This window comes from Streptomyces coffeae, from assembly GCF_016741875.1.
In the GTDB taxonomy this organism is placed as follows: domain Bacteria; phylum Actinomycetota; class Actinomycetes; order Streptomycetales; family Streptomycetaceae; genus Streptomyces; species Streptomyces coffeae.
The window spans coordinates 230,365-253,893 of sequence record NZ_JAERRF010000004.1 but is presented as its reverse complement, the minus strand read 5'-3'; the positions used below and the strand labels follow the sequence as shown (position 1 = coordinate 253,893).

General features: G+C 72.8%; 22 protein-coding genes. 9 read left to right on the top strand and 13 right to left on the bottom strand.

Going from position 1 to position 23,529, the window contains the following annotated elements:
• Positions 1-64 precede the first annotated feature (64 nt).
• The 5 genes from JK363_RS08235 to JK363_RS08215 form a co-directional block, all read right to left on the bottom strand.
• Positions 65-520 carry a peroxiredoxin gene (locus JK363_RS08235; RefSeq protein WP_201873299.1) on the bottom strand — a complete coding sequence of 152 codons (456 nt, stop codon included), beginning with the start codon at positions 518-520 and terminating at the stop codon, positions 65-67.
• 125 nt (positions 521-645) lie between these two features.
• On the bottom strand, positions 646-1,512 hold the full coding sequence (locus tag JK363_RS08230) for a glycoside hydrolase family 16 protein (RefSeq protein WP_201873297.1): 867 nt from the start codon (positions 1,510-1,512) through the stop codon (positions 646-648).
• Positions 1,513-1,585: 73 nt separating this feature from the next.
• Positions 1,586-2,884, bottom strand: coding sequence for an ROK family protein (locus tag JK363_RS08225; RefSeq protein ID WP_201873295.1), 1,299 nt, complete (start codon positions 2,882-2,884; stop codon positions 1,586-1,588).
• 146 nt (positions 2,885-3,030) lie between these two features.
• Entirely contained in the window at positions 3,031-4,287 is a 1,257-nt protein-coding gene (locus tag JK363_RS08220; protein ID WP_201873294.1) for an ROK family transcriptional regulator, read from the bottom strand.
• Positions 4,288-4,321: 34 nt separating this feature from the next.
• Entirely contained in the window at positions 4,322-4,744 is a 423-nt protein-coding gene (locus JK363_RS08215) for an ankyrin repeat domain-containing protein (protein WP_201873293.1), read from the bottom strand.
• A 274-nt stretch (positions 4,745-5,018) separates the two neighbouring features.
• Here JK363_RS08215 and JK363_RS08210 point away from each other — a divergent pair, with 274 nt between their 5' ends.
• Both JK363_RS08210 and JK363_RS08205 read left to right on the top strand, forming a co-directional pair.
• Positions 5,019-5,213 (top strand): hypothetical protein, encoded by a 195-nt coding sequence (locus JK363_RS08210; protein WP_176179613.1) that lies wholly within the window; start codon positions 5,019-5,021, stop codon positions 5,211-5,213.
• Between the two features lies 1 nt (position 5,214).
• Positions 5,215-6,864 (top strand): RraA family protein, encoded by a 1,650-nt coding sequence (locus JK363_RS08205; protein WP_201873292.1) that lies wholly within the window; start codon positions 5,215-5,217, stop codon positions 6,862-6,864.
• A gap of 38 nt (positions 6,865-6,902) precedes the next feature.
• Here the strand turns inward: JK363_RS08205 and JK363_RS08200 are convergent, their stop codons facing one another.
• The gene (locus JK363_RS08200) at positions 6,903-8,426 is read right to left on the bottom strand and encodes an SCO1417 family PLP biosynthesis transcription factor (protein ID WP_201873291.1); all 1,524 of its coding nucleotides are present in this window, start codon (positions 8,424-8,426) and stop codon (positions 6,903-6,905) included.
• A gap of 114 nt (positions 8,427-8,540) precedes the next feature.
• Here JK363_RS08200 and yczE point away from each other — a divergent pair, with 114 nt between their 5' ends.
• Positions 8,541-9,245: a membrane protein YczE gene (gene yczE, locus JK363_RS08195; protein WP_201873290.1), complete on the top strand. Its 705-nt coding sequence runs from the start codon at positions 8,541-8,543 to the stop codon at positions 9,243-9,245.
• A gap of 261 nt (positions 9,246-9,506) precedes the next feature.
• Entirely contained in the window at positions 9,507-9,881 is a 375-nt protein-coding gene (locus JK363_RS08190) for an RNA polymerase-binding protein RbpA (protein WP_014056358.1), read from the top strand.
• Positions 9,882-9,974: 93 nt separating this feature from the next.
• Here JK363_RS08190 and fxsA read toward each other — a convergent pair whose 3' ends face one another.
• The 6 genes from fxsA to JK363_RS08160 form a co-directional block, all read right to left on the bottom strand.
• Entirely contained in the window at positions 9,975-10,598 is a 624-nt protein-coding gene (gene fxsA / locus JK363_RS08185) for an FxsA family membrane protein (protein WP_201873289.1), read from the bottom strand.
• Positions 10,599-10,766: 168 nt separating this feature from the next.
• Positions 10,767-10,955, bottom strand: a complete 189-nt coding sequence (locus JK363_RS08180) for a Rho termination factor N-terminal domain-containing protein (protein ID WP_201873287.1) — start codon at positions 10,953-10,955, stop codon at positions 10,767-10,769.
• A gap of 85 nt (positions 10,956-11,040) precedes the next feature.
• Positions 11,041-11,829, bottom strand: a complete 789-nt coding sequence (locus tag JK363_RS08175) for a polyprenol monophosphomannose synthase (RefSeq protein ID WP_201873725.1) — start codon at positions 11,827-11,829, stop codon at positions 11,041-11,043.
• A gap of 176 nt (positions 11,830-12,005) precedes the next feature.
• Positions 12,006-13,724, bottom strand: coding sequence for an apolipoprotein N-acyltransferase (lnt, locus tag JK363_RS08170; RefSeq protein WP_201873285.1), 1,719 nt, complete (start codon positions 13,722-13,724; stop codon positions 12,006-12,008).
• A gap of 571 nt (positions 13,725-14,295) precedes the next feature.
• The gene (locus JK363_RS08165) at positions 14,296-15,939 is read right to left on the bottom strand and encodes an amidohydrolase (protein ID WP_201873283.1); all 1,644 of its coding nucleotides are present in this window, start codon (positions 15,937-15,939) and stop codon (positions 14,296-14,298) included.
• A gap of 88 nt (positions 15,940-16,027) precedes the next feature.
• A complete protein-coding gene (locus JK363_RS08160; protein ID WP_020866923.1) occupies positions 16,028-16,468 on the bottom strand; it encodes an Lrp/AsnC family transcriptional regulator in 441 nt (146 codons plus the stop codon).
• Between the two features lie 228 nt (positions 16,469-16,696).
• Here JK363_RS08160 and JK363_RS08155 point away from each other — a divergent pair, with 228 nt between their 5' ends.
• The gene (locus JK363_RS08155; RefSeq protein WP_201873276.1) at positions 16,697-17,077 is read left to right on the top strand and encodes a hypothetical protein; all 381 of its coding nucleotides are present in this window, start codon (positions 16,697-16,699) and stop codon (positions 17,075-17,077) included.
• 156 nt (positions 17,078-17,233) lie between these two features.
• On the opposite strand, the gene JK363_RS08150 is transcribed toward JK363_RS08155, so the two are convergent.
• Entirely contained in the window at positions 17,234-18,406 is a 1,173-nt protein-coding gene (locus tag JK363_RS08150) for an acyl-CoA dehydrogenase family protein (protein WP_201873274.1), read from the bottom strand.
• Positions 18,407-18,822: 416 nt separating this feature from the next.
• Between JK363_RS08150 and JK363_RS08145 the strand changes: the two genes are divergently transcribed.
• The 4 genes from JK363_RS08145 to JK363_RS08130 all read left to right on the top strand — a co-directional run bounded on the left by JK363_RS08145 (position 18,823) and on the right by JK363_RS08130 (position 23,447).
• Positions 18,823-20,106, top strand: coding sequence for a glycoside hydrolase family 18 protein (locus JK363_RS08145; RefSeq protein ID WP_201873272.1), 1,284 nt, complete (start codon positions 18,823-18,825; stop codon positions 20,104-20,106).
• Positions 20,107-20,287: 181 nt separating this feature from the next.
• Positions 20,288-20,524: a hypothetical protein gene (locus tag JK363_RS08140; protein ID WP_201873270.1), complete on the top strand. Its 237-nt coding sequence runs from the start codon at positions 20,288-20,290 to the stop codon at positions 20,522-20,524.
• Positions 20,521-22,971 (top strand): heavy metal translocating P-type ATPase, encoded by a 2,451-nt coding sequence (locus JK363_RS08135; protein ID WP_201873268.1) that lies wholly within the window; start codon positions 20,521-20,523, stop codon positions 22,969-22,971. Before JK363_RS08140 ends, JK363_RS08135 begins: the two co-directional genes overlap by 4 nt.
• On the top strand, positions 22,971-23,447 hold the full coding sequence (locus tag JK363_RS08130) for a copper chaperone PCu(A)C (RefSeq protein WP_201873723.1): 477 nt from the start codon (positions 22,971-22,973) through the stop codon (positions 23,445-23,447). The genes JK363_RS08135 and JK363_RS08130 overlap by 1 nt, the downstream gene beginning before the upstream one ends.
• The last annotated feature ends 82 nt before the right edge of the window (positions 23,448-23,529 follow it).

The following is a 23,529-nucleotide window of genomic DNA, read 5'->3' as shown; positions in this document are numbered from 1 at the left end:
GGCGATCAGCCACGAGGCAGCCGCAGACGAACGACGGCACCTCGCAGCACTTCCCGCGGAGCGCTCAGCGCTCCGCGCTCCGCAGCGCATCGAGCGCCTTGTCCGCGTGCACCGTCATCCGGAACTCACTCTTGACGATCTCCAGCACCCGGCGATCGGTGCCGATCACAAAGGTGACGCGTTTGGTCGGTACGGCCGCGAGTCCGCGCTTGACGCCGAACCGCTCCCGTACGGTGCCCTCCGGGTCGGAGAGCAGCGGATAGCCGAAGGAGTGGCGGTCGGCGAACTCCGCCTGCCGCTCCACCGAGTCGGCGCTGATGCCCACCGGCTGTGCGCCCAGCGCCCTGAACTCCGCCGCGATATCGCGGAAGTGGCACGCCTCCTTGGTGCAGCCGGGGGTCATCGCCGCAGGGTAGAAGAAGAGCACCACCGGCCCGTCCGCGAGCAGTCCGCTCAGCGTACGGGCCGTGCCGGTCTCGTCGGGAAGTTCGAAGTCCTCGACCACATCTCCGATGTCCATGGGAGCACGCTACTCGGCGGCAGGACGGCCCGTTCATCGCGGTCGGGATCGTGATCCCGGCCGCGGCCCCGCGCGGGTGCGGGGCCGCGGCCGGTGTGGGGGGTGAGGGTGCGGTACGGGGTGGGTCAGTTGCCGCCGGTCACCTTGACGTAGTCGACGACGAGCGCCTGCGGGAAGGTGGTGCTGCCGTCCGGGTCACCGGGCCAGTAGCCGCCGACGGCGAGGTTGAGGATGAGGTAGAAGGGGTGGTCGAAGACCCATCGTTTGCCGCCCAGATCGGCGGGGGTGCGGGTCTGGTAGACCTGTCCGTCGACCGACCAGGTGATCTTGTTGGGGGACCAGTCGACGGCGAAGGTGTGGAAGTCGTCGGCGAACGCGGCTCCGCCCGGGAGGGTGTAACCGGCGCCGATACCGCCCGAACCGGAGTAGCCGGGGCCGTGGATGGTGCCATGGACGGTGCCCGGCTCGAAGCCGACGTTCTCCATCACGTCGATCTCACCGCAGTCGGGCCAGCCCGCGCTGCCGATGTCCGTGCCCAGCATCCAGAACGCGGGCCACATCCCCTGGCCGCGCGGCACCTTCAGCCGGGTCTCCACATGGCCGTAGGCGGTGGTGAAGGTGCGGGCGGTGGAGAGCCGGGCGGAGGTGTACTCGCACCGGCCGTACCAGCAGTTGTAGTCGGCCGGGTTTTCCTTGCGTGCGGTGATGACCAGGTTGCCCTGGCCGTCGAGCGCGGCGTTCTTGGTGCCGTCGGTGTAGTACTGCCGCTCGTGGTTGTTGACGTTGTCGCCGGTCTCGTAGCCCCAGCGGGAGCTGTCGACGGCGCTGCCCGCAGGGCCGTCGAAGTTCTCGGTGAAGGTGGCGGCGGAGGCGGTGGTGGTCTTCTCGGTGTGCGGCCCGGTGGCGGTGGCCGGGGCGGTGAACCAGGGGGTGGCGGCCAGCGCGGTGGCCGAGAGCAGGCCGATCACGGTGGTGCGCAGGGTCGTTCGCATGGAACCGTGGTGCCTTCCTGTGGGGGGTGGGCCGGTGGTCGCCGGTCCGGGGAAGGTGCTGCGGCCGGTGCCATCACGGCCGGTGGTACATCGGTCCGGTGGGACATCCAGGGAGAGTGTTGTCGTCCCGAACGGCCCGAACGGCCCGAACGGGCCGCTGGGGCACGGGAGTCCGGGGCGGATGCGCGCCGTCGGCGAGGAAGCGGCGCACCGGGAGGGTCGCGGCGCCGAGTGCGACACCGTCCGGTCCCAGCCGTCCCAGCGCGATGGTGGTGTGGGCGTACGGCCTGCGCAGCGCCTGCGCGGCCACCGACTCCCGGATCCTGGGCAGCATCCGGGCGCCGAACAGCAGTCCGGCCCAGCCGCCGAGGATGACGCGCTGCGGGTTGAAGAGGTTCACCAGATTGGCGACCCCGGCACCGAGGTACACCGCGGCCTCCTCCAGGACACGTTGTGCGGCGGGTGAGGTGCCGGCCGCGGCCAGCAGCGCGGTGAACGCGGACTCCTCGTCCTCCCCGGGGACCGGACGGCCGCGCCGGGCCCGGCGGAAGCGTTCCAGGACCGCTTCCGCGCCCACGTACGCCTCCAGACAGCCGCGGGCGCCGCACCGGCAACGGCGGCCCCCGGCCTGGACGGTGGTGTGGCCCCACTCCCCCGCGCTGCTGGTGGCACCGCGGTAGGTGGTTCCGTGGGTGATGACACCGGCCCCGACGCCGGAGCCGATCAGCGCGACCACCACATGCTGGGCGCCGCGCGCGGCACCGAACCACAGCTCGGCCTGGCCCATCGCGGTGGCGCCGTTGTCGATGAACAGCGGCAGCGCGGTGCCCGCGCGCAGCAGCCGCTCCAGCGGCACCGCCTCCCAACCGAAGGACTGGCCGTGGACGAGGGGGTCGGGTCCGTGCTCCACCACGCCGGAGACGCCGATGCCGACGCCGAGGATCGCGGACGGTGGCACACCGGCGCTGTCGATGACGGTGTCGAGGCCGGTCAGGATGTGGCCGACAACGATGTCGGCGTCGTGCCGTCCGGCGCGCAGCGGAGAGTCGGCGGCGGCCCGCTGGTTCAGGGCCAGGTCGAACAGCGCGATACGCACCCGGGTTTCACCGATGTCGACGCCGATCACGTAGCGGTGCGCGCGGACCAGCCGGAGCCGGGGCGGGTCCGTGTCCGGCTCGATGAGGACGCCCTCGGTGAGCAGTTCACCGACAGCCGTGGCCATCGTGCCGGCGTCAAGGCCCGTACGCAGGGCGAGTTGATCTCTGCTGAGCGGAGAGTTGAAGTACAGCGCCCACAGGACCGAGGAGCGGGCGTCACGCCGCGCGTCACGCGCGGCGGTGCGCGGGTGGAGCTGGGCCGTCTGGACCGTCATACATCACCTCCCGGGGAGTCATAATGTCCAGCCGGGTTCCGGACATGTCAACAGGTCTGGACCTTCTCGTTTCAAAGAACTTGAGACGACGCGGGCCTCAACTCCCTTGAAACGGACAGAAGTCGAACCCACCGACCATCGGAAGCTCAAACGTCCCCACCGGTGGCGAGGAAGCGGGCCAGCGGAAGGGTGGCCGCGCCCAGGGCCACGCCGTCCGGTCCGAGCGCGGCCGGCTCGATCTCGGTCCGGGCCAGCGGGCGGCGCAGGGCGTAGGAGGCGGTGGCCTCCCGGATCAGGGGGAGGGCGTGGGCGCCCAGCAGCAGTCCGGCCCAGCCGCCGAGGATGATCCGCTCGGGATTGAAGAGGTTGATCAGGTCGGCGATGCCCGCGCCGAGGTAGGCGACGGTCTCCTCCAGTGCCTCGCGCGCCCGGGGGTCGGTTCCGTCGGCGGCCCGGAGCAGCGCGGCGAACGCCTCCTGCTGCCCGGCGGCGGGCACCGGGGCGGCGCTGGACGCGCGGTCGCCGCCGGATCTCCCGGCCGGCGCGATACCACCGCCGCCCCGGCCTCTGTCCCGGTACCGGTCCAGCACCGCCTGTGCGCCGATGTACGCCTCCAGGCAGCCGACCGCCCCGCATCGGCAGGTGCGCCCGCCGACCTGGACAACGGTGTGGCCCCACTCCCCCGCGCTGCTGGTCGCGCCGCGGTACGGCGCCCCGCCGGTCACGATGCTCGCGCCGACGCCCGAGCCGATCAGCGCGATCACCGCGGTGTCCGCGCCGCGCCCGGCGCCGAACCACATCTCGGCCTGGCCCTGCGCCGTGGCGCCGTTGTCGACGAACAGCGGCAGCGCGGTGCCCGCGCGCAGCAGCCGCTCCAGCGGCACCGCCTCCCAGCCGAAGGTCTGGCCGTGGACAACGGCCTCGGGCCCCCGCTCGACGATGCCGGGCACCCCGACCCCCACACCGATGACCGCTTCCGGCGCCACCTCGGCCTTGGCCAGGACCATCTCGAGTCCGGTCAGGATGTGATCGACGATCGGTCCGATCTCATAGCGATGAGGAAGTAGCGGATGCTCCCATCGGGCGAGTTCGGTCAACACGAGGTCGAACAGCTCCACCCGGACGTGAGTTTCACCGACGTCGACCCCGATGAGGTGGCCGCTGCCGGGGGCGACCCGCAGCAGCGTCCGGGGGCGCCCGCCGTCGGAGTCCACCGAACCGGCGTCCTCCACCAGCCCGTCGGCGCACAGATCGGCGACGACATTGCTGACGGAGCCCGCACTGAGCCCGGTGAGCGCCCCCAGTTCCCGACGGCTCACCGGCCCCCGGAAGTACAGCGCGCGCAGCAGCGTCGAGCGGTTTCCGCGCCTCAGGTCATGTACGGTCCACCGGTTCTCGGCCATCGGGCTCCTTCCCCCGCCCCGAATCTACCGGCCCCTACTCGACCCCCGGCGCCCCGAACAGGGTGAGCAGATCCTGCCGCCCGAACATCCGCGCCGTCTCGACCGCCGAGGGCGACCCGGCCCGTGGATCGGCGCCGCCGGCCAGCAGCACCCGCAGCACCTCCTCCTCACCCTTGAAGGCGGCCCCGGCGATGGGCGTCTGCCCCCGTTCATTGACCCGGTTGGGGTCGGCACCGCGCTCCAGCAGGGCCGATACGGTCGCGGGGTGGCCGTAGTAGGACGCCAGCATGAGCAGTGAATCGCCCTTGTCGTTGGTGAGGTTGGCCGGGACGCCCGCGTCCACGTAGGCAGCGAGGGTGTCCGTGTCGCCGTGCCGGGCCAGGTCGAAGACCTTGGCGGCCAGTTGCAGCACCTCAGGGTCGTGGGCGGGCTCGGTCTCGGGGTTCGGTTCGCTCATGGCGTCTCGCCTCCGGCTCTGCTTCCGGCTTGTCCGTGTACGTGCTTGTCCGTGTACGTGATCACTTCTACGCGATCACGTACACCCTACGGAGGGCAGGGCTCCGGAGAGGACCCCGCGCCGGAGCCGCACCGGCCCGCCATGGAGCCCCACCGCACACCCATTGTGATGATTACACCGATAATCAACCCATTTGCACCTTTCCCTAGATGGATACATGCTGTGAGCCTGGAACAACTCATGGTGACCGTCCCCCACCAGCCAGGAGACCGTGATGATCCTCTCCATTTCCGGTGTCGTACTACTCGGCATCGTCGTCTTCGTGTTCTTCCGCAAGGACGGCCTCAAGGGGTCCCACGCCGTCGTCTGCGCCCTCTTCGGCTTCTATCTGGCGAGCACCGCGATCGCGCCGAGCATCAAGGCGGGCGGCGCGAGCCTGGCCAGCCTGCTGGGCGGAATCAAGATCTGACGTGACCCGGCGACCGCTCCCCCGACTCCGTCTCGGCAGTGCCCCGGCCCCGCTGCTGCGCGGCCGCGACTTCGCCCGCACGGCGGCCGACAGCGCCGCCGATGTGCTCCACCCCCTGATCGCGCTCACCCGGGGGCTGCGAGTGATGGCCTCCGCCGTGCGGCGGACGTGGGTGGAGCTGCCGGGTGAGCGCCGCGGCCCCGCGCTGTTCCTCGCGGCCGCAGCCGTGTTCGGTGTCTTCCTGCTGCCGTACGGGCCGCTGGTGGCGGTGGTCTGCGTGTTGGGAGCGGCGTGCTGGGCAGGCCGGGAGCGCGCCACCGCCGCACCGGGCGGTGGCCCCGGCCCGGACGGCACCGAGCGGCTGCGCACCCTCTACGAGGCGCTGGTGCCGTACTTCTCGGCGCCGGAGGACCCCAGTCCGCTGTACGCCCACGGCGGGGACTGGTCGAGCGCCTTTGAGGCCTACGCATTCGACGAGGGCGGGCGGCTGTCCCGGCTCCAGCTCCGCTACCCCGCGTACTTCACCGATGCCGAGCCCGGCTCCCGGGCCCGGATCGAGCAGTTGCTGCACGCCAAGTCCGGACGCGGCCGGGAGTACCTCTTCGCATGGGACGAGGAGGCCAACCGGCTCACCCTGACGGTGCTGCCCCCGCTGTCCACCACCATCTGCGCCCAGCACTTCGTCACCACCCCCGGCGAGACCGTGCTCGGCTTCACCGACGCCTCGTCCGTGCAGCGCACCCTTCCGGTGCTCGAAGGCGAAGGTGCCGCCACCGGTGAGGGCGGTGCGAGCCGGGCCGTGGACGGCGGCAGCGGCTCCGGGGGCGGCCGGGGCGGCACGCCCGCCGCGGCCGCGACACGCGACGTCCCGCCGGTGGTCTGGCGCACCGGACCGCGCTCCACCGAACCGCACCTGCTGGCGCTGGGCCAGCCCGGCAGCGGCACCACGACCCTGCTGCGCTCCATCGCGCTCCAGGCGCTGCACCACGGGGACGTCCTGGTGGTGGACGGCAGCGGCACCAGCGAGTACGCGTGTCTGGGCGGACGGGCCGGGGTGCTGGCCGTGGAGTGCGGTCTTGCCGGGACGCTGGCGACGCTGGAGTGGGCGGGGCACGAGACCGAGCGGCGGCTCATCGCCGCCAACCGCGCACGGCAGCTGGGCCATCCATTGCCGGACGACATCCAGCGTCCGCTGTGGATCCTGCTGGACTGCCCGTCGGTGCTCAGCCATCTGGCCGCCGCCGACAGCCGCCCCGATCCGCAGGAGCTGCTGGCCGTACCGCTGCGGCACGGCCGGGCGGCGAACGTACGGGTCGTGGTGGCCGACCAGCTCGACGCGGCCGACGGGCTCTCCGAGGCCGTACGGACCCACACCCGGGCCCGAGTGCTGCTGGGCCCGGCCTCGTTCGACCAGGCCGCGGCGGTCCTCGGCATGCCCCCGCACACCACGCCGACCCCGGAGATGCCCGCGGGCCGCGGTTACGCCCGGCTCGGCACCGGCCCGGTGCACCGGCTCCAGGTACCGGCCACCCCGGATCCGTACGACGACGCGACGAGCGAGGCACAACGGCAGGCGGTGCTCAGGCTGCTGCCGCGGCCGGAGACCCCTCCGGCGGAACAGCCCCGGACCTCGGCTCCGTCCGGCGCCTGAGCCGTCGCCGTGGCGTCACAGCGGCCGACGCCCCGGGCTCAGGCGACGTACGTCCGCGGGGCCTCGGCCTCGGTGACGGCGCCGGTGGCGACCCGTTCGGCCGCGGCGGCCAGCCGGGTGGCGGCCTGCTCGGCGACCGCACCGCCGACGGTGAACGGCAGCCGCACATAGCCCTCGAAGGCCCCGTCCACCCCGAATCGCGGCCCGGACGGCACCCGCACCCCCAGCCGTTCGCCCGCCTCCGCGATCCGCGACCCGGAGAGGCCGCCGGTGCGGACCCACAGCGCGAGCCCGCCGTGCGGCACGGTGAACTCCCAGTCGGGAAGGTGCCGGCGCAGGGCGCCGACCAGCGCGTCGCGGTGGCCGCGCGCGAGCTCGCGGCGGATCGCGACGGCCTCTTCCCAGCCGCCGGTGTTCAGCAGCCAGGTGACGGCGAGCTGTTCGATGACGGGGGTGCTCAGATCGGCGTAGGCGCGGGCGGCGACGAGGCTGCGGATCACCTCGGGAGTGGCGCGCACCCATCCGATGCGCAGCCCGGCCCAGAAGCTCTTGCTCGCCGAGCCGACGGTGATCACGGTGCTGCCCGCCGGGTCGAAGGCACAGAGCGGAGGCGGCAGTTCCACGTCCTCGTCGAGGCACAGTTCGGCCATGGACTCGTCGGCGACCAGCACGGTCCCCGCCGACCGGGCGGCGTCCACCAGCCTTCGGCGCTGCTCCTCGGTCGCGAGCGCGCCGGTGGGGTTGTGGAAGTCGGCGACCACATAGGCCATACGGGGCGCGGCGGCGCTCAGCACCTGGCGCCAGGACGGGATGTCCCAGCCGCCGAGCCGGTCGGCCATCGCGACGGGGACGAGCCGGGTGCCCGCCTCCCGCATCAGCTGGAGGATGTTGGCGTACGACGGGGATTCGACGGCGACCCGCTCACCGGGGCGTACCAGCAGCCGGGAGGCGGCGGCCACCGCGCCCATGGCACCGGTGGTGACCATGATCTGCTCGGGCATGGTCGGGATGCCGCGCGCGGCGTAGCGGTCGGCGAGCGCCTGGCGCAGGGCGGGCAGCCCGGCGGGGTAGTCGCCGTGGGTGCGGGCATGGGGCGGGAGCTCGTCCAGGGCGCCGCGCATGGCGCGGGTGAGCCAGGGCTCGGGGGCGGGCAGCGCGGCACAGCCGAGGTCGATCACGGAGGCGGCGTCCTCCGGCGGCAGCGGGTCGAGCCCCCGGGTGGGCAGCGGGCTCCCGGCGGGCATCGCGGTCCAACTCCCGGCACCGCGCCGCGACTCCAGGAACCCTTCGCCACGCAGTGCCTCGTAGGCGGTGGCCACGGTGGTGCGGCTGACCGCGAGCGCGGCGGCCAGTTCACGCTCGGCGGGGAGCCGGGCGGCGACCGGAACCCGGCCTTCCAGGATGAGCAGGCGCACCCCGCCGGCCAGGGCGCGGTAGGCGGGCACCCGGCGGCCGCCGTTGAGGGAGGCGCCCGCGCGCGCGGGCACATGCTCGCGGGTGTGCTGTGATCCGAGCAGCCGCGCCAGTTGCGGTGCCCCCACCGCGGAGGTCCACGGACTCATCGCAAGCGGTCCACCTTTCCCGGATTGGCCATGGAACCGGCCTGGCTCCGGACCACAGAGTGTCATGCCACCGCCCACCGCAACCAGGGCGGGACGACCCATGAGGGAAGACGCATGAGAAAGAAGAACGAGGGCGCGTTGCACGCGGACCCACCGGGGGGATCTCGCCGCCTCGTCCGCCGTCTCACCCAGCTCTACATCGGGCTCGTGCTGTACGGCGCGTCAATGGGGCTCCAAGTGCGGGCCACGCTCGGTCTCGACCCGTGGGACGTCTTCCACCAGGGCATCGCCAAGCGGGTCCCGCTCTCGTTCGGCACGGTGATGATCGTCGTGGGCGCCGCCGTCCTGCTGCTGTGGATACCGCTGCGACAGCGGCCCGGGCTGGGGACGGTGTCCAATGTGCTGGTGGTGGGACCGGCGGTGGACGCCACGCTGTGGCTGGTGCCCACCCCCGAGACGCCGGCGGTGCGCATTCCGCTGCTGGTGTTCTCGATCGTGCTGTGCGGCGCGGCCACCGGACTGTACATCTCGGCGCGCTTCGGCCCGGGGCCGCGGGACGGGCTGATGACCGGGCTGCACGAGCGCACCGGCCGTTCGGTCCGGCTGGTGCGGACCGGGATCGAGGTGGCGGTGCTGGTGACGGGGTTCGTACTGGGCGGGTCCGTGGGCGCGGGCACGGTACTCTTCGCGCTGACGATCGGACCGCTGTCGCAGTTCTTCCTGCGGCTCTTCGCGATCCCCACCCCGGGCACGGAGTGCTGCGAGGTGGTCGCACGGGGCAGCGCCGAGGGCCGGATCCCGGACAGAACGGGGACCTGATTTCGAGCTCGAGGCAGGGGAGCGGTAGTGTACGCCCTTGGCCCACCAGGCGGACCGTTACTGCGCGCTAAAGTACCAGAAACGCTGGGTGACATCTGCTGCCAGATGTGACAAACCGGGCGCCTGTGGGTAGAACAACGGGGCGGCACGACGGGCGACGCATGTCCCAACACGGGAATCTTCACCGCCGACCGGACGTTGACCGGATGACGACGACAGCGACACCTGTCCTGTGGGCGACAAGCCCGGGAGGCACGATTCATGAGTGAGCGAGCTCTCCGCGGCACGCGACTCGTGGTGACCAGCTACGAGACCGACCGCGGCATCGATCTGGCCCCGCGCCAGGCGGTGGAGTACGCATGCCAGAACGGACATCGATTCGAGATGCCGTTCTCGGTAGAGGCGGAGATCCCGCCGGAGTGGGAGTGCAAGGCGTGCGGCGCCATGGCACTCCTGGTGGACGGCGACGGTCCTGAGGAGAAGAAGGGCAAGCCCGCGCGCACGCACTGGGACATGCTCATGGAGCGGCGCACCCGCGAAGAGCTGGAGGAGGTGCTGGCCGAGCGGCTGGCGGTCCTGCGCTCCGGCGCCATGAACATCGCCGTGCATCCGCGGGATACCCGCAAGTCTGCCTGACCCGCGGACCTGCGGAAGCACTGACGCACGAGGGCCGGGGCCACCGCCGAGCGGTGGCCCCGGCCCTCGTGCGTCCACAGCCCCCGGTGCGTCTCAGTCGCGCCGCGCGGAGTGCGGACCCTCCTCGTCCCCCCGGATCTCACCCCGGATGGTGTCGTGGCTGCCGTCACGAGCGGCGTCACGGCTGTCGGCACGCTCCTCGTCGCGGATCACTTCGCCCTGGATGACCGTGCCGCCCTGGCCCTGCCGCTCCCGGCCCTGACGGAACGGATCGCCGGGCGCGCCCGGGACGTATCCCATCCGGCGCGACAGTGCCCCCTCCGCACGGCGCCGCAGCAGCGCACGGGTCGGCGGGAACAGACACACCAGCGCGGCCACGTCGGAGAGCAGCCCCGGCATCATCAGCAGCAGCCCGCCCAGCATGGTGAACGAGGACCCGGGCCGTGCCGCGGGCTTCGACGGGTCGGCGCCGGACTGCATGGACTGGGTCAGGCTCTGCCAGGCCCGGCGCCCGCCGGCCTTGACCACGGCCGCGCCCACCACCACTCCCGCCACCAGCAGCAGGAAGACGGTCAGCCCGCCGGCGGCGCGCGCCACCACGGTCAGCAGCCAGATCTCCAGCACCAGCCAGGCGGCGATCCCCAGCGGGACGAAGGTGCGGGCGCGCGAGCGCTTCGGGCGGGTCGGGTCGCTCTGCTGCGATGCGCCGGTCGTCATGCCCTCCAGTGTGCCCGGCCCGCCGGGGAACGCGGGCCGCGGGGGCCGAAGATCCCACCGGGATCCCGGTGGACGACACAGCGGTCGAAGCCACGACATGGCTGGTCCCCTGCCCCCCGCCCCTCCCACGGGCGGAGGGCAGGGGCAGGGGAACCGCCCGCGGCCGGGTCAGCGGTGCCGCAGTGCCGAGATGAGCTCGCTCTTCGACATCTGCGACCTGCCCTCGATACCGGCCTTCTTGGCCTTGCGGTAGAGCTCTTCCTTGGTCTGCGACTCCATCGTGCCGGACTTGGCACCCCGGCGGGGCATCGACCGGCGCGATGTGCTCTTGCTGCTCTTCATGGTCGTTCTAGGCATGTTCCGCCTCCTTCCGCCTCAAGTGTCGGGGACGGGGCGGCCGGATGCCCGTGGGACTACTCCGAGCGGTAGGGGCAGGCGGTGACTAGGCGTTCTTGCGGCCCAGCAGCTTGTTGACCCGGGTGGTCACACCCCAGGTCATCACCCGCCACGCCGCCTCGGTGACGATGTCCTTGCTCATCTTGCTCTCGCCGCGCTCGCGTTCGATGAAGGTGACCGGGACCTCGATGACATGGAAGCCCGCCTTGACCGCTCGCCAGGCCAGGTCGATCTGGAAGCAGTAGCCCTGGGAGGCGACCTCCTCCATGCCGAGGCCCTCCAGGGTCTCCTTGCGGAAGGCGCGGAAACCGGCGGTCATGTCGCGGATGGGTACGTCGAGCAGCAGACGGGAGTAGGTGCTGCCGCCGCGGGAGATGAACTCGCGGGACTTGGGCCAGTTGACGATCCGTCCGCCCGGCACCCAGCGCGAGCCGATGACCAGGTCGGCGCCCTTGAGCGCGGTGAGCAGCCGGGGCAGCTCCTCGGGCTGGTGGGAGCCGTCGGCGTCCATCTCCACCAGGACGCCGTAACCGTGCTCGATGCCCCAGCGGAACCCGGCCAGATAGGCGGCGCCCAGGCCCTCCTTGCCCTTGCGGTGCAGCACCCGCACATGGTCGTCCTCGGCCGCGAGTTCATCGGCGACCTTGCCGGTGCCGTCCGGGCTGTTGTCGTCGGCGACGAGGATGTGCGCGTCGGGCACGGACTCACGGACCCGGGCGACGATGGGCTTGATGTTCTCCGCCTCGTTGTAGGTCGGAATGATCACCAAGGTGCTGCCGAGCGGACCGTACTTCCGGCGGCCGCCGTCGTCCTGGGGGGTGCGACGCGGCTCCACGGCCGCGTCCCCGGTACCCGGCCGCTCCTCGGTACCCGGCTGCTCCTCGGCCCTGGTGACCTGTTCATCCGCCTCGGTGCGCGGCTCGTCGGCCTCGGTACGCGGCTCATCCGCCCCGGTGCGTGGCTCGTCGGCCTTGTTTCGCGGCTCGTCGGCCTCGCGTGCGTCGCTCACGGCTACTGCCCCTTCTCGTCCGTACGTCCCCGACGGCCAATCATGATCGCGGCCGCGCAGGACAGAAGGCCCACCATAGCGAGCACCCACTCCGGGGTCGCACCGACGCGGTCGGCGAGGGTCTTGCCGTCACGCAACGGGATGCGCGCGGTGAGCACATCTTGCGTGAATTCTTTCGTCCGCTGCTCGATCGTGCCATCCGGGGAGACCACGGCACTGATCCCGCTCGTGGCCGCCGTGATCACCGGACGGCCGTGCTCGATGGCCCGCAGCCGGGACATGACCAGCTGCTGATCGGGCTGGCCGCTGCGGCCGTAGGTGGCGTTGTTGGTCTGTACGACGATCGCGCGGGCCCCCGCGTTGACCGTGTCGCGGACGATCTCGTCGTACGCCACCTCGAAGCAGATCACATCGCCGAGCCGGGCCGGGCCGACCTGGAGCACACCGGTGTGGTCACCGGGGTAGAAGTCGCGGGGCACCCGCTGGAGCCGGGTGATGACCTTGCTGAGCTGCTGGCGGAAGGGCACGTACTCACCGAAGGGCACCGGGTGCTGCTTGGTGTACGAGGCGCCGGGGCCCTTCTTCGGGTCCCAGACGATGCCCTGGTTCTCCACATAGCCCTCCTTGGTGGGGTGGTCCACCAAGGCGCCGACCAGCACCGGGACATCGATCGCCTTCACGGCCTTGTCGATCCGGGCGTATGCCTCCCTGTACTGGAAGGGATCGAGGTCGGAGGCGTTTTCCGGCCAGATCACCAGATCCGGCTTCTGCATCCGGCCGGCCTTGACGTCCTCGGCCAGTGCGAGGGTGGCCTCGACATGGTTGTTGAGGATCTTCATCGGGCGGCCCAGGAAGTCCATTCCGGGCTGCTGCACATTGCCCTGGACGACCGCGATGTCGACCGACTTCGCGGCGGCGGTCGGGATGGGCACCGCGGACCCGGCCGCGGTCACCGCCCCGGCGACCACCAGGGAGGCAGCGGCGGGCAGCACGGCACGCGGGGAGAAGGCGCCGCGCAGCCGCCAGAGGACGAGCGCCGCGGAGGCCAGCAGTCCACCGGCCAGCGCCACCCCGAAGGTGACCAGCGGGGCGCCGCCCAGCGCGGCGAGCGGGGTGAAGGGCGAGCCGGTGTTGGCGAAGGCCAGCCGCCCCCAGGGGAAGCCTCCGAACGGCGTCCGGTCGCGGGCCCACTCCTCGGCCACCCACAGACAGGACGTCCACAGCGGCCACAGAGCCGGCACCGGAAGCCGGGAGACCAGGGCGAGCCCGGCGCCCAGCAGCGCCATGAAGGCCGCCTCGATGACCGACAGGCCCACCGTCGCGTCCCAGCCGACCACGCTGAGCCACTTCAGCAGCAGCACGAAGAACGGCAGCCCGAAGGCGAAGCCCGTCCAGGCGCCCTGGCGGGCGGTGCGGCCATGGGTGAGCAGCGCCAGGGCGGCCACCGCGAGCAGGGACAGCGGCCACACGCCGAACGGCGGGAAGGCGAAGCCGAGCGCGAGGCCGCTCACGGCCGCGAGCAGGCTGCGGCCCGCCTCACGGCGGGCCAGCCGCCCCAGACGGCGGAACCGGCCCGGCCGGTCCCCGGCGGCTGGCACGGGCGCTCCGGCCTCGCCGTCGCCGGGGGGCGGCGCGGCGGCGGGCTCGGGCGTCTCGCCCGGTCGGTCTGCGGCCGGGCCGGACGAGGCGGCTTCGGCGGTGGTGTCGGAACCCGAGGGCACGGTGCGGCCTTCCTGCAATGCGTGCTGTGGTGAGGTGACCGTATAACGCGGGCGCGCGGAAGTGGTCCCGAGGTACGGAATGTGCTCCTGGGGTACGGAACGCTTCGGCCACGGCCGGGGTTCCCGGGGCTCGGCGGCGCCGCCCCCGCGGCCGGGGGCGGTCCGCCGTGTGCGTGCGGATGGGGGCCCGACGCCCTTCGGGCCGACCTGGGACCCGCTGGCTGCGGGTCGACCGAGAGCCGTTGTCTACTGAGCGTCCGGGCCCCTCCCGGGTCGCACCTGCCGACCCGGCGATCCCTCCCTCGCCCCCGTGCGCTGGACCTGGCTCCCAGTGGTGGCGCACCGGTGCGGTGCGTCTCCCTCTGGCCCAGCGGCGTTCGACGACTGCGTGAAGATTCCCCGGTCGGGCGTCCAGTGGTGGACTCGGCCGAACCTACCGGCCACCGACCGCACCCTGTCAACAGCCGCATGACCTGCGCCGTTTCCTCAAATGACCAGGTCAGTACGGACGGTGTTCAGATGCCGCGACAGGCCGGGGGGACATCGTTCGGCGGTACGGGGCGCCCGTGCGTCACTCGTCCGGCCGGAGGTGCACGGTGCGTCCGCCGACCACCGTGCGCACACACACGGGCAGTTGACCGCCCGGGGTGAGGTCGGGGAGGCCGGGCGTGCCCGAGCGCGGATCGGTCGACCAATCGGCGACACGCGTGTCGGGAACCTGCACGACCAACTCACCGGCGCGCCAGACCGCGTAGTCCGCGGGCGCGCCGGGCACCAGGACGCCCGCGTCGTCGCGGCCGATCGCCCGCCAGCCGCCGCGCGTATGGGCGGTGAAGGCGGCGCGGACCGACACGCGGTGCTCGGGGGTGCGGTGGAAGGCGGCGGCGCGCACGGTGCCCCACGGGTCGAGCGGGGTGACCGGGCTGTCGGAACCGAGCGCGAGGGGCACTCCGGCGCGCAGCATGGCCGCGAAGGGGTTGAGGGTCCGGGCCCGTTCGGCACCCAGGCGCTGGGCGTACATACCGTCCTCGCCGCCCCAGGCGGCGTCGAAGGCGGGCTGGACGGAGGCGGTGAGGCCGAGTTCGGCGAAGGCCGCGATGGTCTCGGGGGTCATCATCTCGGCGTGTTCCACGCGGTGGCGGGCGGCGCGCACCCTGGCCAGTCCGACCCGCTCGGCGGCGGCCCGTACGCCCTCGACGACGTCGGTGACGGCGGCGTCGCCGATGGCGTGGAATCCGGCCTGCATCCCGGCCTCGGTGCAGGCGGCGACATGGGCGGCGACGGCGGCCCGGTCCAGATAGGCGGTGCCGGTGTGCGATGTGTCGGCGTACGTCCGGTGGAGACACGCGGTGTGGGAGCCGAGCGAGCCGTCCACGAAGAGGTCACCGGCGGCACCGAGGGCGCCCAGCGCACGTACCTTCTCCAGGTCGGCGGCGCGCTCCGCGGCCTCGGCCCAGTAGCCGAACACCCGCGGCCCCGGCTCCTCCGCGGCCAGCTTCAGCAGTCCGGTGAAGTCCTCCTCGCCGGAGATCTCGGGTCCCGCGCACTCGTGGAGGGAGCCGATGCCCAGGGAGGCGGCGCGGGCGAGGGCGGCGCGCTGGGCGTCGGCGCGCTGCCGCGCGGTCACGCTCGCCTGGGCGGTGGCGCGTACGGCGTGGTGGGCGGCGCCGGTCAGCGGCGCGTCGGGGTGGTAGCCCGCCAGGCCGGACACGCCCGGCACCAGATCGAGCAGGGCGGTGGTGACGACCGCGGAGTGCACATCGACGCGGGTCAGATACAAGGGGCGGCCGCCGCCGGCCTCGTCGAGTTCGGCCCGGGTCGGCGGGCGGCCCTCGGGCCAGCCGCTGGCGTCCCAGCCGTGGCCGAGCAGCACTCGGTCCTCGGGCCGGGCGGCGGCGTGGGCACGGACCCGGGCCAGGGCGTCGGCAAGCGAACGGGCGCCCGCGAGGTCCAGTCCGGTGAGGGCGAGTCCGGTGGCGGTGGTGTGCACATGCGCATCGGTGAACGCTGGCGTCACCAGCGCCCCGTCCAGCTGGATCACCTCGTCGACCCCGTCGGCGAAGCTGTCGGCCGCACCCTCGGAGCCCACCCAGGCGATGGCGCCCCGCTCGACGACCATCGCGGTCGCGAACGGATCGGCGGGGCTGTGGACCTCGCCGCCGCGCAACAGCACGGTGCGGCCCTCGGCGGTCCGGTCAGGGGTGGGCTCGTTCACGGCGGGCTGCCTCGTGGGGTCGATTCTCGGAAACGCGCGCCGGGCGCGTCCTGTCGGGTCGGGCGCGCGACGGGCGCGCCCGGGGGGGTCAGACGCGCGGCGGGCGCGCTTCGTAGGGGGTGGAGAGGACCACGGTGGTGCGGGTGGAGACGCCGGCCAGCGAGCGGATCCGGCTGAGCAGGTGCTCCAGCTCCAGGGGCGTGGCGACCCGCACCTTGAGGATGTAGTTCTCGTCCCCCGCGACGCTGTGGCACGCCTCGATCTCGGGCACCTCGGCCAGCCGCTCGGAGATGTCGTCCGGCGCGCTGGGGTCGAAGGGTTTGACCGAGATGAAGGCGGTCAGCGGCAGGCCCACGGCCTCCGGGTCCACCACCGCGGCATAGCCGCGGATCACTCCCCGCTGCTCGAGGCGGCGGACCCGCTGATGCACGGCCGATGTGGACAGGCCGGTGGCCTTGCCCAGGTCCGTGTAGCTCATCCGCCCGTCCTTGACGAGCAGCTCCACGATTTGTCTGTCCAACTCCTCCACAGCCGATCACCTTATGTGGTCGCGGGCGTTCCGGCACAGCGGGTGCACCGGTCCGGAGCAAGGGACCGGACGGCCCTTGCCCACCGCGGCCGCGCGGGGTGTGTGACGAACGCCACATGCCGTCGGGAGCCTCCGCGAAAGTGCGGAGATTACCTCCCGGGCGGTGCGGGAAATGCTTGCTGTGGTCGAGGCCGGAGCGCCTGGCCAGCCCACCCGAGGGGGAAACTCATGCCCTACGTTGAGCGCCTCGCCGAAGGCGACATCGAATCTCACGAGACCGAGACCTACGAGATGTTCCGGGTCGTCTGCCCGGACTGCGCGCGGCCCATCGCCCTGCTCGCGGACGAGGACGTCCTCCCGGAGCACGCGCTGTGCCCGTCCCCGTGGGACCCGTTCGGGCTCACGGTGTGCGCCGGTACGGGGCGCGGGGTGGCCGACACCTCCCCCGCCGACGCGTCGCTCGACGCCCAGGAGCAGGACGCGGCGCTGCTGCTGACGCTGCCGGAGGGCCTGGACTGGCGTATGCAGCCGTTCTCGCACATCGGCGGCCCCGGGTCGCGTCCGATCAGCATGCCGGTCCTGCGGCGGGGCGCGGCGCCCCGCGTATAGCGGGCCGGGCGCACGGCCCGCGCAGCGCCTCGCACCCACGGCGCACCGGCGTTTCGCGCCCGCGGACCGGGGCCTTGAGCCGACCGGTCGTGGCCCGGCGCCCGTCGGCCGGGCGGCGGGGGCCCGGCGCCGCCGCGCCCCCGGACCGCGACCCGCTCAGCGGCTCTCCGGGCCCGCCAGAGCACGGGCGATGACGACCCGTTGGATCTGGTTGGTGCCTTCCACGATCTGAAGGACCTTGGCCTCGCGCATGTACCGCTCCACGGGGAAGTCCGCCGTGTAGCCATATCCGCCGAACAGCTGGACCGCGTCGGTGGTGACGCGCATCGCGGTGTCGGTGCAGAACAGCTTGGCCATGGCCGCCTGCTTGGAGAACGGACGGCCCGCGTCCCGCAGCCGGGCGGCGGTCAGATAGAGCGCGCGTCCTGCCTCGATCTGGGTCGCCATGTCGGCCAGCATGAAGCGCAGCCCCTGGAAGTCGGCTATCGGCCGGTCGAACTGGCGGCGCTGCGCGGTGTACGCGAGCGCCTCGTCCAGGGCCGCCTGGGCGACGCCGGTCGCACAGGCCGCGATGCCCAGCCGTCCCGCGTCGAGGGCGGACAGTGCGATGGCGAAGCCCTGGCCCTCGTCGCCGATACGGCGTGCGTCGGGGATCCGTACGCCGTCGAGGTGGATCTGCGCGGTGGGGGAACCGTTCATGCCCATCTTGTGCTCGGGCGCGGCGGCGCTGAGCCCGGGGGCGTCACCGGGCACGAGGAAGGCGCTGATCCCGCGGGTGCGCTCGGGGCCGGTGCGGGCGAGCACCGTGTAGAAGTCGGCGATGCCTCCGTGGGTGGTCCACGCCTTGGTGCCCTCCAGCGTCCAGGTGTCGCCGTCGCGGGTGGCGCGGGTGGTGAGGGCGGCGGCGTCGGAGCCGGAGGAGGGCTCGGACAGGCAGTACGCGCCGAGCAGCCCGCCGCCCAGCATCGCGGGCAGATGCTCGGCCAGCTGCTGCTTGCTGCCGAACGCGGCGAGGGCGTGGCAGGCGAGGGTGTGCACGCTGACGCCGAGACCGACGGTGAGCCGGGCCGCGGCCAGCTCCTCGAGCACCTGGAGGTAGACCTCGTACGGCTGGTCGCCGCCACCGAACTCCTCGGGGTGGACCAGCCCCAGCAGCCCGGACTCGGACAGCAGGGTGAACAGCTCGCGGGGGAAGCGGCCGGCCGCTTCCTCCTCGGCGGCATGGGGCCTGATCTCGCGGTCGATCAGCTCACGTACGAGCGCGATCAGATCGCGGGCCTCCTCGGTGGGCAGTTCGCGTTCCACCGGCTGCGGGCCGTGGTCGGTCATGGCGGCGCTCTCCTCTCCCTGTCGGGCGCGGCGGCGGCGGGCTGCCAGGGGTGGGGCGGCCCCGCCGTTGTCACCGCTGGCCGGTCGGTTCCCGTCGGGTCTCGAACGGGTGATGACCTGCACCGCGGCGGTTGGAGTATGCCCGATCGGCAGCGGTCCGTCACCGGTCGATCGATCTTCAGCCACCTTCTCGGACAGCTTCCCGGACGGGGCGAGGTACGGCACGCCCGGCGAGGTGCCGGGCTGGGCGCGGAGACGGGGCCGTCGGTGGCACCGAAAGAGCATTGGCCCAGACCATTGACCCTACTGGTCTAGTCCTTCTACCGTTTCAGCACCGCGCCCTGCGCGTGCATGTCAAGATTTGGGCAGGTCGTCGGGCACGTCACTCTCCCCTCACCCCCCACCGAGGAGATTCCATGCTCAGACCACGCGGACTGCTCGCCGCTCTCGCGGCGCTCTGTACGGCGGTGTTGGCCGCCACCCTGCTCGCGGGTTCGGCCGTGGCCGACGCGGGCTCCACCACCAAGCGTGACACGGGCGGGACCTCCTCCGCCCCGGCCGCCCGGGCCGCCGGAAAGACCGCAGGAAAGGCCGCCGGAAACAAGGTCGTCGGCTACTTCACCGAATGGGGCATATACCAGCGCAACTACCACGTGAAGAACATCGAGACCTCGGGCTCGGCCGCCAAGCTGACCCACATCAACTACGCCTTCGGCAACGTCACGGGCGGCAAATGCGCCATCGGCGATGCCTACGCCGACTACGACAAGGCATACGACGCGGGGACCAGCGTCGACGGCAAGGCCGACACCTGGGACGCGGGTGCGCTGCGCGGCAACTTCAACCAGCTCCGCAAGCTCAAGAAGCTGCACCCGGACCTCAAGGTGCTGTGGTCCTTCGGCGGCTGGACCTGGTCGGCCGGGTTCGGCGAGGCCGCGAAGAACCCCGCCGCCTTCGCCCAGTCCTGCTACGACCTGGTCGAGGACCCGCGCTGGGCCGATGTCTTCGACGGCATCGACATCGACTGGGAGTACCCCAATGCCTGCGGCAACACCTGTGACACCAGCGGCAAGGACGCCTTCCCCAAGCTGATGTCCGCGCTGCGCGCCAAGTTCGGGCAGAACAACCTGGTGACCGCGGCCATCACCGCCGACGCCTCGTCCGGCGGCAAGATCGACGCCGCCGACTACGCGGGCGCCGCCCAGTACGTCGACTGGTACAACCCGATGACCTACGACTTCTTCGGCGCCTGGGCGGCCCAGGGCCCGACCGCCCCGCACTCCCCGCTCACCTCCTACAGCGGTATCCCGCAGCAGGGCTTCAACACCGACGCCGCCATCAAGAAGCTCAAGGGGCTCGGCGTCCCGGCCTCCAAACTGCTGCTGGGCATCGGCTTCTACGGCCGCGGCTGGACGGGCGTCACCCAGAGCTCCCCCGGCGGCACCGCGACCGGCGCCGCCCCCGGCACCTACGAGGCGGGCATCGAGGACTACAAGGTGCTCAAGAGCTCCTGCCCGGCCACCGGCACCGTCGCGGGTACGGCCTACGCCCGCTGCGGCAACCAGTGGTGGAGCTATGACACCCCCGCCACCATCGCCGGAAAGATGACCTACAAGCAGCAGCAGGGGCTGGGCGGCACCTTCTTCTGGGAGCTCAGCGGAGACACCACCAACGGTGAGCTGATCAAGTCCATCAGCTGACCGTCCGCACCACCCTGAAGGCGGGGGGCCGGTCCGCGGCTCCCCGCCCGCGCGGTACCCCGCGTCATCCGCGTCGTCCGCGGGAGGGCCCCGGTTCCCCGGAACGCACAGGAGGAATCTCACCCCTCGGCGGGGGCCCGGAGGGCGGCCGGGGCAGCTCCGGCCGTGCCACGATGCGGCGATGACCCCACGTCAGCACAGTCCCTTCGTGCTCCTGACCGCCTTCGTCCTGCTGCTCGCCGCGATGTTCGGCGCGGCGTACGCCGTCGGGGCGGCGGTGGGCCCCGTCGCCCCCGGAATGCACGACGGCGGCGGCGGTTCCGGAACCGATCCGGGCGACGGCGGTACGGGGCACGACGGCGGTGGCGCGGACAGCGGTGGCATGGGCGGGATGCACGGCATGGGGGCGGCCCGATGAGCGCTCCCGCAGCCACCGGAGCCGCCGCCGTCACCACCGAGCTGGTGGTGGGCGGGATGACCTGTGCGGCGTGTGTGCGCCGGGTCGAGAAGCGGCTCGGCCGGGTCGAGGGTGTCGAGGCAAGCGTCAACCTGGCCACGGGGCGGGCCCGGGTGATCCACCCGGCCGCCGTGCCGACCACCGAACTGGTGGCCGCCGTGGAGGGCGCGGGGTTCACCGCCCATCCGGTGCCGCCCCCGGACAAGCCCACGGAGAAGCCCACGGAACGAGGCCGGGACGGGACGGCCGCGGAGACAGCCGTGGAGACGGCCCCGGCTGCGGACGACGCGGCCGACCGGCACCGCGTACGGGTCACCGCGCTGCTCTCGGTGCCGGTCCTGGTGCTGTCCATGGTCCCGGCCCTCCAGTTCCGCAACTGGCAGTGGCTGTGCTTCGTACTCGCCGCCCCGGTGGTGGTGTGGAGCTCCTGGCCGTTCCACACCCGTGCGGCGCGCGGGCTGCGGCACGGCGCGGCCACGATGGACACGCTGGTCTCGCTGGGCGTCCTCGCCTCGTTCTCGTGGTCCGCGTACGCCCTGTTCCTCGGCGGCGCCGGGGAACCGTCGATGCGGATGCCGTTCTCACTGCTCCCGAGCGCCCCGGGCGGCACACCGCATGTGTATCTGGAGGCGGCCGTCGGTGTCCCGCTGTTCGTCCTCGCCGGACGGCTGCTGGAGGCACGCGCCCGGCGCGGCACCGGCTCCGCGCTGCGCGCGCTGGCCTCGATGACCGTCAAGGACGTCGTCCTCGCGGCGGACGGGGACACACCCGAACGCCGGGTGCCCATCGGCGAGTTGCGCGTCGGCGACCGGTTCGTGGTGCGTCCCGGGGAGCGTGTGGCCACCGACGGTGTGGTGACGGCGGGCGGTTCGGCCCTCGATCTGTCGCTGGTGACGGGCGAGAGCGCACCGGTCGAGGTGGCTCCGGGGTCGCCGGTCGTGGGTGGCGCGGTCAACTCCGGCGGACTGCTCGAGGTACGGGCCGGGGCGGTCGGGGCCGACACCCAACTCGCCCGTATCGCCCGGCTGGTGGCCGAGGCCCAGTCGGGCAAGGCCCGCGCGCAGCGGCTCGCGGACGCCATCGCCGCCGTCTTCGTACCGGCCGTACTCGCGGTCGCCGTCAGCGTGCTCGGTTTCTGGCTGGGCGCGGGCGCGGCCCCCGAGGCGGCCGTCACGGCGGCCGTGGCCGTCCTGGTCGTGGCCTGCCCCTGTGCGCTGGGTCTTGCCACCCCCACCGCACTGCTGGCCGCCACTGGCCGCGGCGCCCAACTGGGCATCCTGGTCAGCGGTCCGCGCGCGCTGGAGCGGCTGCGGCGGGTGGACACCGTGGTCCTCGACAAGACGGGCACGCTGACCCACGGTGTGATGGAGGTGGCCGAGGTGACGACCCGCCCGGACGGCCTCGGTCAGGAAGAGGTGATCCGTCTGGCGGGCGCCGTGGAACACGGCTCCGAACATCCGGTGGGCCGCGCACTCGCCGCGTACGCACGGGCCGCGCTCGCGCCGGGCACCGGAGCGCCGGGCACCGGTCTGCCCGCCGTGACGGACTTCGCGGGCACGGCGGGGCTGGGCGTCGTGGGAGTGGTGGAAGGACACCGGGTGGAGGTGACCCGGGCGGATGCCATGAAGAACGTGCCCCACCCCACGGGAGAGACGCACACCACGAATCCGGTAGACCCGCTCTCGGCGGACGGGACGTCGGCGGATTCCACCCCGTCAGACGGCGCACAGCCGTTGCCGCACCCGCTCGGCGAAGCCGTCCGGGCCGCCGAACGGGACGGCCGTACCGCCGTGCTGGTGCGCGTGGACGGCCGGGACACGGCCGTGGTCGCGCTCGGGGACGGTCTGCGCTCCGGGGGCTACCGCGCCGTCGACCACCTCAAGCGACTCGGTGTGCGGCCCGTCCTCGCCACAGGCGACAGCGAGGCCGCCGCCCGCTCCGCCGCCGGCCAACTCGGCATCGACGAGGTGCACACCCGGATGACGCCCGAGGGCAAGGCCGAACTGGTACGGGAGTTGCGGGCGCGCGGACACCGCGTCGCGGTCGTCGGGGACGGTGTGAACGACACCGCCGCCCTCGCCCACGCCGACCTCGGCATCGCCATGGGCGGCGGTACCGACGCGGCGATCGGTGCGGCCGATGTGACGCTGGTGCGCGAGGACATCCACGCACTCGCCGACGCGGTACGGCTGGCCCGCCGCACCCTCGGCACCGTACGAGCCAATCTCCTCTGGGCGTTCGGCTACAACCTCGTCACCCTGCCACTGGCGGCCGTCGGACGACTCGGTCCGATGGTGGCGGCCGCCGCGATGTCCGTGAGTTCGGTCGTGGTGGTCGGCAACAGCCTGCGGTTGCGCGGCTGGGAGCCGTCCGGTGCACGCGGCGCGCTGGGGAGGTCAGGTCGGTGATGACTTCCCTGCTGCGCGCCGCGCTGGCGCCCGTCGTCGCGTGTGTGCTCACCCTCGCCGGGCTCGTCGCCTGGACCGCGGCCGGTGCCGCGGGCTCCCCCGCCGAAGTCGAGGTCACCCGCGCCCGTGTGCTGCTGCCCTCGAACCCCGAAGCCACCGCGGCGTTCTTCGACCTCCGCAACACCGGCGGCGCGGCGGACGAACTCCTGCGGGTCACCACCCCGTCGGCCGACCGCGCCATGCTCAGCCGCCGGGTCGTACGGCGTGGCGCGGGCTCGATGCGGATGGTGTCCTCGGCGCGTATCGCCGCTCACGGCACGCTGCGGATGTCGGCGGAGGAGCTGGATGTCATGCTCCGGCCCGCGCCGAGGCGGCTGCGGGCCGGTGACCGGGTGCCGTTCGTCCTGCACTTCCGCGGGAGCGGGCGGGTGCGGGTGGAGGCGGTTGCCGTCCGGCCGGGCGCTGTGACGGACTGAGTGCGTCTTCGCCCGCTCAGTCCGCTCGATGCGGGAGGCGGTGATCAAGGGCCCTCAACGGCGGTGGGCAGGGCCCGTGGTC